Source organism: Rhodopirellula maiorica SM1 (genome assembly GCF_000346295.1).
GTDB classification, from domain to species: domain Bacteria; phylum Planctomycetota; class Planctomycetia; order Pirellulales; family Pirellulaceae; genus Novipirellula; species Novipirellula maiorica.
Genome location: NZ_ANOG01000788.1, coordinates 1 through 11,583, shown reverse-complemented (window position 1 = coordinate 11,583; position 11,583 = coordinate 1). Strand labels below are relative to the sequence as shown.

The window sequence follows — 11,583 nt, the reverse complement described above, 5'->3', positions numbered from 1 at the left end:
ACCAGAACGATGGCCGCAGTCATCGGATCGAAGAATTGGTGCTGACCGACGTCCGCATCGACGGCGGTCCGATGCTCAAACGCATCCGACCTCGTGCTCGCGGTACCGCGTTCATGATCAAGAAGCGAAGCAGCCACATTCATGTTGGCTTGACGCCGATTGACGAAGTTTAACCCGATCCAATTTGACGAATCGATTGCTTCGCCGGGCGACAGCAGCGGCGAAATCACACCAATCCCGTTAGAAAGAACACACGAGTCCTAAGTTATGGGTCAAAAAGTCAACCCGATTGCGTTTCGACTAGGCGTAACTCGCAGCTGGAATAGCCGCTGGTATGCGTCGAAACAAGACTTTGCGGACCTGTTGGTGGAAGATCGCAAATTGCGAGAATTCATCACCAAGCACCCCAAAAAGACACAATACAAGAACGCGGGCATCGATCGCATTGAGATCGAGCGAACGCGAGACGAAGTACGAGTGATGTTGTACGTCGCCCGACCAGGTTTGATCATCGGCAAGAAGGGTCAAGAAATTGAGATCCTGCAAGCCGAACTGCAAAACTTGATCGGTCGCCGAATCAACTTGAAAGTCGAAGAAGTTGGTCGCCCCGAGCTGCAAGCTCAATTGGTGGCCGAGGACATCGCACAACAGTTGGCCAAACGATCCAGTTTCCGTCGTACGATGAAACGATCGCTTGAGCAAACGATGGATGCCGGAGCCAAGGGGATCAAGATCCAATTGGCAGGCCGGCTTGGTGGAGCTGAAATGGCTCGCCGCGAGAAACAAATTGCGGGTTCGATTCCGTTGAGCACCCTGCAAGCAAAAATTGACTACGGAACGACTGAAGCGATGACGCCACAGGGGCACATCGGGATTCAGGTTTGGATTAATCAAGGTACTTACGGAGACGAATCCGATGGCGCTGATGCCCAAGCGGGTCAAGCATCGAAAAAGCCAAAGAGGTCGCATAAAAGGTAACGCGACGCGCGGCAACACAGTCGTCTTCGGTGACTACGGCATCCAATCGCTAGATGCGGGTTGGATCCGGGCCACGACGATTGAAGCCGGTCGTATCGCTGCCCAGCAATACGTCCGCGGCGAAGGAAAGCTTTACATCCGAATCTTCCCAACCAAGTCAGTAACCAGCACACCGCTGGAGACTCGGATGGGTAAAGGTAAAGGGGAGCCAGACTTCTGGGCCGCGGTCGTGAAGCCGGGAACCATTTTATACGAACTCAGTGGTGTTACCGAACAACAGGCTAAGGTTTGTTTCGCACGTTTGGCGAGCAAACTGCCGGTCAAAGTTCGGTTTGTCGAACGACGCACTGCCTAATGTGAGTCAGACGCGGCGACCCGATCGATGGTCGCCGCAATGAGTTCGCTAACACCTAAGACATTTCAAAGCTATGACAAAGACAACCGAACTTCGCGAGATGAGCGACGATCAGCTGGAAGCGACAGCAAAAGAAGCGGGTGAGACCCTGTTTCGTTTGCGGTTCCAGTCGCAATCGGAACGCCTCAATACTCCTAGCGAAATCAAGAAAAAACCGACGCCTGATCGCGCGGATCAAAACGATCCAAACTGAGCGGTCCAAGGCGAACACAACTAACTCCTAATTTCCCGTCTGCAAGCGGGTACTAAAGACCTATGCCAAAGCGCGTCGTTTCCGGAACCGTGACCAGCGACAAGATGAGCAAGACTCGTCGTGTCGAGATCAATCGTGTCGTCAAACACCCGAAGTACAAAAAGTACGTTCGTCGTCGGACAGTATGTCATGTCCATGACGAGAACAACGAATCGGGTGCGGGCGATCTTGTTGAGATCATCGAATCCGAACCCCTTAGCAAGCTGAAGCGATGGCGTTTAGTACGCGTGCTGCAAAAGAGCACCGACGTTGACTTGGCTGCACTTCGTGCGGCTCGCAAGGCGTCGGCCGAAGCGGAAGCCATGGAAGCGTCTCACGCAGGTGAGCCGGACAAGGCGTAAGCGTGCGATTCGAAAATCGTTTCCTGACGAAGCGACGCTCGAGACCCAGGCAAGCGGTTCGAAGACCGTTCATCCCCCATACAATTTTCGTTTAGTAGCGGAATGGCCTCTGGCCACGACAGATCATGATCCAACAAGAATCCCGTCTCGAAGTCGCCGACAACACCGGTGCTCGACAAGTGATGTGCATCAAAGTACTCGGAGGCACACGCCGCCGTTTCGCTGGTGTCGGTGATGTGATTATCTGCAGCGTCAAAAGCGTGATTCCTGGCAGCGAAGTCAAGAAAAAGGCGATTGTACGTGCGGTAATCGTTCGCACCAAAACGCCAACGCGTCGTCCCGACGGCAGCTACATCAAATTCGATTCCAACGCCGTTGTGTTGATCGATAAAGACAAAGCGCCTCGCGGAACTCGTATTTTCGGTGCGGTGGCTCGCGAACTTCGCGACCGAAGCTTCATGAAGATTGTTAGTTTGGCGAACGAAGTGGTTTAACAAAGGGAAAGTCGCCAGATTCAGGGCCGTGTCGTCCATCGGAGTCTTGGCTTTCTAGAAAACCACGGTAGATTAAGCAATCCAAATTTTTAACCCAGTACAGATTAGCCATGTTTTTCCGCGTTGATGATGAAGTCCAGGTGACGGCGGGTGCCGACAAAGGGCACAAAGGAAAGATCCTGAAGATCGATCGTAAAGAAAATAAGGTCGTCGTTGAAGGTGCTGGCCGAGTTTGGAAGCACGTTCGCCGCAGCCAAAAAAATCCACAAGGTGGGCGTTTGAACAAAGAGATGCCGATCTCGGCAAGCAACGTGATGTTGATTGATCCGACCACCGGCGCTCCCACCCGTGTTGGCGTTCGCTACTTGGCCGACGGCAGCAAAGAACGTTACGCCAAAAAGAGTGGCGCCGCGTTGGGCAAAGTGGCTCCCGCACGAGCACAATACGCTTCGAAGTAGTGTTCGTCACACCGCAGATCGTTGGAAGTCGCCCTGTGCGGTGACTTCAAAGCAAACAATACAACCGTTCAACACATTAGATGTAGCTGAGCCAAAATGGCTGATTCCAAACCACGAATGCAAGTTCGCTATGAAGAGACCGTCCGCAAGGCGTTGGTCGAAAAACATAGCTACGCGAACCCTCACCAAGTGCCACGTATCGAAAAGATCACGTTGAACATGGGTGTTGGTGCGGCAACCGGCGACAAGAAGGTTCTCGATTTGGCAATCGAGGCCATGACGGAAATCGCAGGTCAAAAACCTGTGCTGACGCTGGCTCGCAAGTCCATCGCAGGGTTCCGTTTGCGTGAAGGCATGCCGATCGGATGCATGGTCACGTTGCGTCGCCAACGGATGTATGAATTTCTCGATCGTTTGATCTCGATCGTGTTGCCACGAGTCCGTGACTTTCGCGGAATCAATCGCAATGCCTTCGACGGCCGTGGAAACTACACCCTCGGGTTGAGTGAGCAGTTGGTGTTCGCGGAATTGAACCCCGACAAATTCACTCGTCCGCAAGGGATGAATATCACGATCGTCACGTCGGCACCTACGAATGACGAAGCACGTGACTTGTTGGCCGAGTTCGGTATGCCGTTCAAGGCCGAGAAGAAGAAAAAGACAGACGCGGCTTAGAGTCACGCTTCGTCGAGTTGGAACCAGCCGACCTAATATTACGAATCAAAACAAAGACCCCGAATTAATCAACGGAACCAGCGCCCGTGGCAAGTAAATCAAAAATCGCGAAGGCCGCCCGAAAGCCAAAATTTAGCACTCGACAAGAGAATCGCTGCAAATTTTGCGGTCGACCTCGATCGGTGTATCGCAAGTTTGGTTTGTGCAGAATCTGTTTTCGCGAAAACGCCAACATTGGGTTGATCCCAGGCGTTCGCAAGGCCAGTTGGTAATTCAAAGGGGAGAACACGAACTATGATGACAGACCCAATTGCCGACATGCTGACACGAATTCGCAATGCGGTACGCGTTGAGAAGCCGTATGTGGACATCCCGACAAGCCGCGTTAAGCGTGGGATTGCGGATGTACTCAAACGCGAAGGATTCATCTGGGATTGGAAGGAAGTGGACGAAGAAAATCCTTCGCCTACCCTTCGCCTAGAACTGAAGTACGGCCCCAACGGCGAACGCGTGATCCAATCGATCAAGCGAATCAGCAAGCCTGGTCGCCGGCTTTACAGCCACAGCAAAGAACTGCGTCCGGTACTCGGAGGGATGGGCATTAGCATCATCAGTTCCAGTAAAGGCGTAATTAGCGATCGTGAAGCTCGTCGCGACAAGGTCGGCGGCGAAGTGCTTTGCGAAGTATCCTAACATCGCACGTCGCAGCCCAGGGATGTGAATCCCTAGTGCGGACGCGAAGTTAATCCAACCTACCATTTGTGCAGTCAGACGGTGTTGATCTCGTAGCAGACATCACCGCAGATAACGAAGACATAACCATGAGCCGTATCGGAAAAAAGCCGGTTGAAATCGTCAATGGCGCGAAAGTCGCTGTTAACGGCAACGTCATCGAAGTCGAAGGCCCCAAAGGCAAATTGACGTTCGAGCATCGCGACGAAGTCACCGTCACCGTCAACGAAGACGCCAAAGAAGTGGTTGTCACTCGTGACAATGACGAACGCACGTCGCGTGAATTGCACGGACTGACCCGTGCGATCATCCGAAACATGATCGAAGGCGTGACCCAAGGTTACGAAAAGAAACTCGAGATCGTAGGTGTCGGTTACTTGGCGGCAATCAAGGGCGATGTGCTGCAGTTGCGTGTCGGGTATGCTAACGAATTGCATCGCAAGATCCCAAGTGATCTGCAAGTCACCTGCCCGGATCAAACGCATATCGTGATCCAAGGTTGTGACAAGCAAAGCGTCGGCCAATTTGCTGCCGAAGTGCGAGCGTGCCGTACGCCTGAACCATACAAGGGCAAGGGTGTGCGTTACCAAGGCGAGTACGTCAAGATCAAGCCTGGTAAGTCGGCTACGAAGTAGTCAAACGGCGTCAAACATAAAACTAGGCATAGAGCTAGCGAATAGAACGATGGACAAGAACAAGAAGCTTCAGAAGAAACGGCTACGTCGACGTCAACACGTCCGCAACAAATTGCGTGGCAGTGCGGATCACCCTCGGCTATGCGTTCAACGATCGCTTAAGCATTTCAGTTGCCAATTGGTCGACGACGATGCGGGCAAGACAATTGTCAGTGCAAGCACCCGCGACAAATCGGTTCGCGAAAGTGTCAGCAATGGCGGAAACAGCGACGCGGCTGCGGTGATCGGCAAATTGATTGCCGAACGCGCAACGTCGGCTGGCGTTACAGCGGTCAAACTCGATCGCGGTCACAACAAGTATCACGGACGTGTGAAAGCATTTGCTGCTGCCGCTCGTGAAGCTGGACTGCAGTTCTAAAGTTTGATCTAAGTAGATAAAGAAACATTTCCTGAGGACAGAACGATTAGTAACGGACCACGAAACAAGCGTAATTCGGGCGAAGAAAATCATCTCGGTGATTTGCTGGATCGCGTCGTCAAGATCAAGCGTTGTGCTGCCGTTGTGAAAGGTGGTCGACGTTTCAGTTTTGCGGCGATGGTCGTTGTCGGCGACGGCAAAGGCAAAGTTGGTTGGGGCTACGGCAAAGCCAACGAAGTTCCACCAAGCGTCCAAAAAGCACAAAAGCAAGCAAGCAACAGCTTGATCGAAGTCCCGCTTGTCGAAGGAAGTATTCCTCATCAAGTTTGGGGCCAATTCGGCGCTGCCAAGGTCGTGCTGATCCCCGCGGGTGCAGGTACTGGTATCATCGCCGGCCAAGCAGTACGTGCGGTATGCGAAGCCTCGGGCATCCACGACATTTTGACAAAGTCGTACGGAACCAACAATCCAGTCACGTTGGTCAAAGCGACCATCGACGCACTTTCCAAGCTGCGTACTCGCGAGCAGATCGCGGCTCTTCGAGGCGTAGAACTCGACGAATTGACCGTATAATCCGGTCCCTATATCGCCGACTCTTTAGACAACGATCACCATAAGAAATTGATTTAGATTTCGTCATGAACCTTAACGACGTGCACCGCGGGATAACCAAGCACCGCAACCGAAAACGAATTGGTCGCGGACCTGGTAGTGGTACTGGCAAGACATCCGGCCGTGGCCACAAGGGACACAAAAGCCGCAGCGGTTACAGCCGCAAGCCCAACTTCCAGGGCGGTGCGATGCCAATGTTCCGTCGAATTCCCAAGCGTGGTTTCAACAACCGCTTTGCGACCTCGGTGTTTGCTGTCAATGTCGGCCGTTTGAACGACACGTTCGAAGATGGTACCGAAGTCACATTGCAGTTGATGGCGGAGAAGGACATCGCAAAAGGCACCTTTGACGAAGTCAAGATCCTTGGCGATGGCGAATTGACCAAAAAATTGACGGTTTCGGCTCACCGCTTTAGCAAGTCGGCCGAAGAGAAAATCACCGCAGCCGGCGGGACGATCAACAAATTGGTCGCCAAGCGTGCTCCGGAAGAACGCGTCGCCGACTTGAAGAAGCAAGCCGCTGCGAAAGCGTAACCTGTAACCAGGAACCGTTATTCGAAACTAGATAAAAGGGGTGGATGCGTGCATTCACCCTTTTTTTCATGGACGACCACTCACTTCCCTATCGCTCGAAATCCGCGTAAACGGTAGACTCCGCCGATAGTGGTTTGTGAACTGCATTTCGTTCACACCGTGGGGTGGCCTTTTTGAAGAAAAGGTTGCCATTAGGATTTAGGCGGGCTTTTTCGCAAAGACCTGTCCCACACTCTGAGAAAACCTAGACGTATGTTTGAGAAACTACGAATCATTTTTTCGATTCCTGAGCTTCGCAAGAAGGTTCTGCTCACGATCGGCTTGTTGGCGGTCTATCGAATTGGGTTCCACATTCCCTTGCCGATGATCGCAACCAACATGGGCGATGCAGCGGGAGGGGCGGCTTCGGACTTCTTCGAAAAAGTCAGCGTGTTTGCCGCGAGCGACCTTCGTCAAGCGACGATCTTCGGTCTCGGGATCATGCCTTACATTTCGGCATCGATTATTTTCCAACTGCTCGGCAGCGTCTACAAACCGCTCGAAGAGCTGAAGAAGGAAGGTGAGGCGGGCCGCAAAAAACTGAATGAATACACGCGTTACTTAACGGTGTTCATTTGTGTGATCCAGAGCTACATGTACCTCAAATTCATGCTGATGGCGGGCGGTAGCACCGGCTATGGCAACATTAACCCGAACTTCTTAAACGCCGATGCAACAGGATTGTATTTTGGATGGCAAGTCGTTGCTGTCTTGGTCATGACCTGCGGTACCGTGTTCTTGATGTGGTTGGGCGAACAGATTGACGAATATGGGATCGGCAACGGAATCAGTTTGCTGATCATGGCGGGCATTTTGGCTCAGATGCCGAAAGCTTTGTACGAGTTGATTCGCAATATGAAGACCGAGCTGACCGGTTTGAGCCGCGGCCAAGTGGGTATCGAAACACTGATCTTGTTGGTGTTGTTGTTTGTCGGAGTTGTCTTCGGGGTGGTTTTCATCACGCTTGGACAACGAAAAATCCCAACACAATCTGCCAAATTCACCCGCGGTCGCCGCGTTTACGGCGGAACTCGCCAACACTTGCCGCTGCGAATCAACCAAGCCGGCGTAATGCCGATTATTTTCGCAAGTAGCTTGCTGATGATCCCAGGCGTGATGTTTGGTTTCTTGGCTGGTCGCTTCGAAAGTGGCGGAGGCGTCTTTAACGTCATGAACCTGTTCAGTTTGACCTTGAGCGACCAGACGTCGTACATCTTCAACCTGTTGTATGTCGCGCTGATCTTCTTCTTCTGTTTCTTCTGGACCGCGATCACGTTCAATCCAAAAGAGATGTCGGACAATCTGCGAGACAGTGGAACGTTTATTCCTGGTTATCGACCTGGCAAGCGAACCACCGACTATCTCGAAAAAGTAATGGTGCGAATCACCTATGTGGGTGCTGCGTTCCTATCCATCGTGGCGATTGTTCCGACGATTGTTTACGGTTCGCTGGGCGTGCCTTACTCGATCGCTGGATTCTACGGTGGTACAGGATTGCTGATTGCGGTCAGCGTCGCATTTGACTTGGTTCAAAAGATCGACTCGCACTTGGTGATGCGAAACTATCGTGGCCTGCTCGAAGGAGCCGGTGGCGGTGTATCGCCAGTGGTATAGTGTGCTGCAGAGCATGCTTCGACACAGACGAACTCGGGTTCGGGTTCGTCTGGTCTCCGTCGCCCGAATGTTGCGGTGACGGAAAAAGCGTGTCGCCGTTTTACAGTTGAGTTAACGCGTTTCTAGAGCATATTGCGATGCGGATCGTCTTTATCGGACCGCCCGGCGCTGGAAAGGGAACTCAGTGCAAGCGACTCACGCAAATGCTTGAGATCCCGCATCTGTCGACCGGAGAAATGCTGCGAGGGACTCGAAAGGAATCGGCGCTAGGCCGGATCGTGTCTGGCTATATCGACGGGGGCCGGCTTGCTCCTGATTATCTGGTCATGCGAATCGTGAACAAGCGATTGCTTGAGAGCGATTGTCACGGCGGTTGTTTGTTTGACGGATTTCCCCGCACGCTAAATCAAGCACAGATGCTTGATGAACAGCTTGCGGTGAAGAACAACCGCGTCGACTTGGTACTCGATCTGCGTGTCGGCCAGGAAGAGTTGGTGTCACGTTTGTTAAAGCGAGCGAGCATTGAGAATCGGGCAGATGACAATGCGGAAACCATCTCGGCACGGCTGAGGGTGTTCTTTACCCAAACGGCGCCGCTCTTGGATTACTACAAGGGGCAGGGAATCGTCCGTCACATCGACGGCACCCGATCGCCGGACGAGGTTTTCGCTCAAATCCGCTCGTGCGTCCAAGCGACCAAACCGAAGCACGACTAAGGGCGAGTCAAGGATGCCGTGGCGGTAGTGCCCCAATCTAAAGTTGGATGGTTTCAATGCTGCATCCGGGCAGCCCCCCAGTGGCGCACTGCGAAAGCCGATCGTATCCCTGGTGCGTCACGCCGTTAGATCGGTTCACATTACTTTTTGCGACTCAGCAGACTTCTCGCAGTACTCTGCGCCCCAATCCCCCACCGTGTTTACAGTACAATACGGCGTAGGGAGAACAAGGTGCCGCCATTCCCACCTGGGGCAGGCGTCGCGGAACATTATTCACAGGACTCACTGTGCTCACGTTGACCAATATGGACCGAATCCGTAACCACGTTGTATGCCTATCTCTCGTTTTTGCCGCGGTTGCCGGCGAGGATGTTTGGGGACAGGGATTCTTTCGCCCGATTGGCGGTGCCCAGTCAGGGCGTTTCATCGAAGCGCCACGGAACATGCAGCAACAACTGCGTGAAGCCGAGCGATCGATTGAGAACGAAAACTATAGTGACGCCGTCGTCCGGCTCGGAGATCTACTTCAGCGTGATGTCCGCTCGATCGACGATAGCGAGCTCAATGGCCAGGATTTCTTTCTCGATGCGAGCGACGGAGCTGAGAACAAAAAACGGTTCACCGAAAGTCTGTTTCGTCGTGCGCGTGAGATTGTCGGTAATTTGCCAAGCAAAGCACGCGAAATGTACGAACTACGTTATGGGCCGCTCGCACGAAAGATGCTGGATGACGCTGCGGCATCGCGGGATTGGCGCGTCGTGGCAGAGGTTCGCCGCAAGTACTTTCACACCGATGCCGGTTATGATGCGTCGTTATTGTTGGCAAAACGCGAATTCTACGCTGGCCACGCGCTGGCCGCTTCGTTGTTGCTTGATGATATTATCAACGTCCCCGCGGCAATGTCGCGTCTGGGGGAATCGGTCAAGCTATTCTACGCAGCCGCCTGCCACATTTCGGGACGTGGCGTGGCAGATATTGGATGGCAAAATTCCACGATCACGGTCAATGGAAAATCGGAGTCGCTTCCTGCACGCGACGATTTAGCGGCTTGGATTGAACAACGATTTCGCTCCGGCGAGACGGTCGATCGCAACGACGCGGACTACTCCATTTTCGGAGGCGAACCGAATCGCAACGAACTCAGTCAAGGCGAGATGCCGCTTGAGAACGAACGATGGATGCTCGATACGACCGCGAGTCCTCGGCAAGGACGTACGTTACGTGAAATCGCGTCCAGCTTGTCAATTTCTGGCAAATTGCCTCCTCCGAGTTGGACGCCGATTCGGGTCGGCAATCAATTGTTGATGCGGACCACCGAGCGGCTTGTCGGCGTCGACTATCTCAGCGGCAAACGAGTGTGGATGTACCCTTGGTTTTCGGCGCAGCAAAGTCATCACTCGACCGAAATCGATTTTGATGCGATCCCGGGCGAAGACGATGCTGCCGACTTGTTGACACAGCGAGTTTGGAACGATTTGCCCTACGGCGAAATCAGCAGTGATGGAACGCGGGTATTCATGGTCGACGATCTTGGCCAGGTCGAGATGGCTTCGTTCAGTCCGATCATGGGAATGCGGGGCACGCGACCGACGGACAGCAGTTCGAACACATTGGTGGCGCTCGATTTGGCAACCGAAGGCAAATTGCTGTGGCGATTAGGCAAAGGCGAGGACACCGCATCGACATTGAGTGATGCGTTCTTCCTGGGCCCACCGCTGCCGCTAGACGGACGTCTTTACACCATTGTCGAAATCGCCGGCGACATTTTGTGGTGTGTCTCGAACCGGCAACCGGCGAAGAACTTTGGCGTCAACATCTCGTTGCGGTCGAAACCGGAGGAATTGAAACCGATCCGATTCGCCGCGTCGCGGGCGCCACACCTACGTTTCATCAAGGCGTTCTGATTTGTCCGACGGGAGCCGGAGCGATGGTCGCAATCGATTTGGCGGACCGCATGCTTCGCTGGGGCGTCGTTTTCAATCGCAACGATGAATTTGCTCGCAGCATGAGCGGGCGGGGACGCGGCGTCGAAACGGTGCCTCTGATGCAGCGGTGGCACAACGGAGCCCCGATCGCGTCCGGAGTATCGTTGTTGGTCACTCCGATCGAATCGGATCGCTTGATTGGACTGGATGTGATCAGTGGCGAGTCATTGTTCCCAGAGAAAAACCGAATCACGATGCGGTATTTGGCGGGCATTCGCGATGGCAAATTCTTTTTGGTCGGGACCAACCAAATCAGCGCCTACGACGTCAAAACCGGAAACAATCTATGGACATCAAATTCAGATTTACTGTCGGTAGGTCAGACGATTTCGGGCCGGGGTGTGTTTGGCGAGGACTTCTATCTGCTTCCCACCTCATCGAATGAAATCATCAAGGTCTCGCTCGACGATGGCACGGTACTGGGTCGCCGCATGCTGCGGTTCCAGCTAGGCAATCTTGTCGCAGCCCAGGGCGAGCTGATGTCGCAAGGGGCGACTTCGATTGCCGTGGCGTATGGTGAAGCGTCACTGGAACCCAAAATTGAACAAGCGCTCAACCGTAACCCCGAAGACATCCAGGCATTGATTCGATAAGGCAGAGCTTCTGATTCAGCGAGGTCAGCGTGACGAAGCGTTAGAACTATTAGCGAAGGCTCGCGAAGCAAGGAACCCGTAGAATGACACTG

At 53.4% G+C, this 11,583-nt stretch carries 16 protein-coding genes and 1 pseudogene; all 17 read left to right on the top strand.

Translation table 11 applies throughout. The annotated features are described in order from the left end of the window. Positions 1 to 35: 35 nt before the first annotated feature. The 17 genes and pseudogenes from RMSM_RS42995 to RMSM_RS37350 all read left to right on the top strand — a co-directional run bounded on the left by RMSM_RS42995 (position 36) and on the right by RMSM_RS37350 (position 11,491). Positions 36 to 173, top strand: a complete 138-nt coding sequence (locus RMSM_RS42995) for a large ribosomal subunit protein uL22 (RefSeq protein WP_261340351.1) — start codon at positions 36 to 38, stop codon at positions 171 to 173. A gap of 94 nt (positions 174 to 267) precedes the next feature. Continuing rightward, positions 268 to 978, top strand: a complete 711-nt coding sequence (rpsC, locus tag RMSM_RS25655; RefSeq protein WP_008703522.1) for a 30S ribosomal protein S3 — start codon at positions 268 to 270, stop codon at positions 976 to 978. Next, complete coding sequence (gene rplP / locus RMSM_RS25650; RefSeq protein WP_040769397.1) at positions 917 to 1,333, top strand: 50S ribosomal protein L16; 417 nt, start codon at positions 917 to 919, stop codon at positions 1,331 to 1,333. The genes rpsC and rplP overlap by 62 nt, the downstream gene beginning before the upstream one ends. Before the next feature lie 73 nt (positions 1,334 to 1,406). Further along, positions 1,407 to 1,617 (top strand): annotated as a pseudogene (gene rpmC, locus RMSM_RS25645) (50S ribosomal protein L29). A gap of 31 nt (positions 1,618 to 1,648) precedes the next feature. Continuing rightward, entirely contained in the window at positions 1,649 to 1,987 is a 339-nt protein-coding gene (gene rpsQ / locus RMSM_RS25640) for a 30S ribosomal protein S17 (RefSeq protein WP_008703516.1), read from the top strand. A gap of 125 nt (positions 1,988 to 2,112) precedes the next feature. Further along, positions 2,113 to 2,481 carry a 50S ribosomal protein L14 gene (gene rplN, locus RMSM_RS25635; protein ID WP_008703514.1) on the top strand — a complete coding sequence of 123 codons (369 nt, stop codon included), beginning with the start codon at positions 2,113 to 2,115 and terminating at the stop codon, positions 2,479 to 2,481. A gap of 110 nt (positions 2,482 to 2,591) precedes the next feature. Next, positions 2,592 to 2,939, top strand: coding sequence for a 50S ribosomal protein L24 (gene rplX, locus RMSM_RS25630; RefSeq protein ID WP_008703511.1), 348 nt, complete (start codon positions 2,592 to 2,594; stop codon positions 2,937 to 2,939). Positions 2,940 to 3,035: 96 nt separating this feature from the next. Next, on the top strand, positions 3,036 to 3,614 hold the full coding sequence (gene rplE, locus RMSM_RS25625) for a 50S ribosomal protein L5 (protein ID WP_008703509.1): 579 nt from the start codon (positions 3,036 to 3,038) through the stop codon (positions 3,612 to 3,614). Between the two features lie 86 nt (positions 3,615 to 3,700). Next, positions 3,701 to 3,886 carry a type Z 30S ribosomal protein S14 gene (locus RMSM_RS38900; RefSeq protein WP_081614327.1) on the top strand — a complete coding sequence of 62 codons (186 nt, stop codon included), beginning with the start codon at positions 3,701 to 3,703 and terminating at the stop codon, positions 3,884 to 3,886. A 22-nt stretch (positions 3,887 to 3,908) separates the two neighbouring features. Further along, positions 3,909 to 4,307, top strand: coding sequence for a 30S ribosomal protein S8 (gene rpsH, locus RMSM_RS25615; protein WP_008703506.1), 399 nt, complete (start codon positions 3,909 to 3,911; stop codon positions 4,305 to 4,307). A 128-nt stretch (positions 4,308 to 4,435) separates the two neighbouring features. Next, entirely contained in the window at positions 4,436 to 4,981 is a 546-nt protein-coding gene (gene rplF, locus RMSM_RS25610; protein ID WP_008703504.1) for a 50S ribosomal protein L6, read from the top strand. Between the two features lie 49 nt (positions 4,982 to 5,030). Continuing rightward, on the top strand, positions 5,031 to 5,399 hold the full coding sequence (gene rplR, locus RMSM_RS25605; RefSeq protein WP_008703501.1) for a 50S ribosomal protein L18: 369 nt from the start codon (positions 5,031 to 5,033) through the stop codon (positions 5,397 to 5,399). 45 nt (positions 5,400 to 5,444) lie between these two features. Next, positions 5,445 to 5,972 (top strand): 30S ribosomal protein S5, encoded by a 528-nt coding sequence (gene rpsE / locus RMSM_RS25600; protein WP_040769396.1) that lies wholly within the window; start codon positions 5,445 to 5,447, stop codon positions 5,970 to 5,972. Between the two features lie 65 nt (positions 5,973 to 6,037). Continuing rightward, positions 6,038 to 6,544: a 50S ribosomal protein L15 gene (gene rplO, locus RMSM_RS25595; protein WP_040769395.1), complete on the top strand. Its 507-nt coding sequence runs from the start codon at positions 6,038 to 6,040 to the stop codon at positions 6,542 to 6,544. 252 nt (positions 6,545 to 6,796) lie between these two features. Next, complete coding sequence (gene secY / locus RMSM_RS25590) at positions 6,797 to 8,197, top strand: preprotein translocase subunit SecY (RefSeq protein WP_008703495.1); 1,401 nt, start codon at positions 6,797 to 6,799, stop codon at positions 8,195 to 8,197. A gap of 137 nt (positions 8,198 to 8,334) precedes the next feature. Next, positions 8,335 to 8,913: an adenylate kinase gene (locus tag RMSM_RS25585; protein WP_008703493.1), complete on the top strand. Its 579-nt coding sequence runs from the start codon at positions 8,335 to 8,337 to the stop codon at positions 8,911 to 8,913. 1,771 nt (positions 8,914 to 10,684) lie between these two features. Next, a complete protein-coding gene (locus RMSM_RS37350; RefSeq protein WP_160168376.1) occupies positions 10,685 to 11,491 on the top strand; it encodes an outer membrane protein assembly factor BamB family protein in 807 nt (268 codons plus the stop codon). The last annotated feature ends 92 nt before the right edge of the window (positions 11,492 to 11,583 follow it).

Bases quoted from the DNA above. Each gene is read 5' to 3' on its own strand.
- rpsC (WP_008703522.1), top strand. From the start codon at position 268: ATGGGTCAAAAAGTCAACCCGATTGCGTTTCGACTAGGCGTAACTCGC.
- rplP (WP_040769397.1), top strand. From the start codon at position 917: ATGGCGCTGATGCCCAAGCGGGTCAAGCATCGAAAAAGCCAAAGAGGT.
- rpsQ (WP_008703516.1), top strand. From the start codon at position 1,649: ATGCCAAAGCGCGTCGTTTCCGGAACCGTGACCAGCGACAAGATGAGC.
- rplN (WP_008703514.1), top strand. From the start codon at position 2,113: ATGATCCAACAAGAATCCCGTCTCGAAGTCGCCGACAACACCGGTGCT.
- rplX (WP_008703511.1), top strand. From the start codon at position 2,592: ATGTTTTTCCGCGTTGATGATGAAGTCCAGGTGACGGCGGGTGCCGAC.
- rplE (WP_008703509.1), top strand. From the start codon at position 3,036: ATGGCTGATTCCAAACCACGAATGCAAGTTCGCTATGAAGAGACCGTC.
- rpsH (WP_008703506.1), top strand. From the start codon at position 3,909: ATGATGACAGACCCAATTGCCGACATGCTGACACGAATTCGCAATGCG.
- rplF (WP_008703504.1), top strand. From the start codon at position 4,436: ATGAGCCGTATCGGAAAAAAGCCGGTTGAAATCGTCAATGGCGCGAAA.
- rplR (WP_008703501.1), top strand. From the start codon at position 5,031: ATGGACAAGAACAAGAAGCTTCAGAAGAAACGGCTACGTCGACGTCAA.
- rplO (WP_040769395.1), top strand. From the start codon at position 6,038: ATGAACCTTAACGACGTGCACCGCGGGATAACCAAGCACCGCAACCGA.
- secY (WP_008703495.1), top strand. From the start codon at position 6,797: ATGTTTGAGAAACTACGAATCATTTTTTCGATTCCTGAGCTTCGCAAG.
- RMSM_RS25585 (WP_008703493.1), top strand. From the start codon at position 8,335: ATGCGGATCGTCTTTATCGGACCGCCCGGCGCTGGAAAGGGAACTCAG.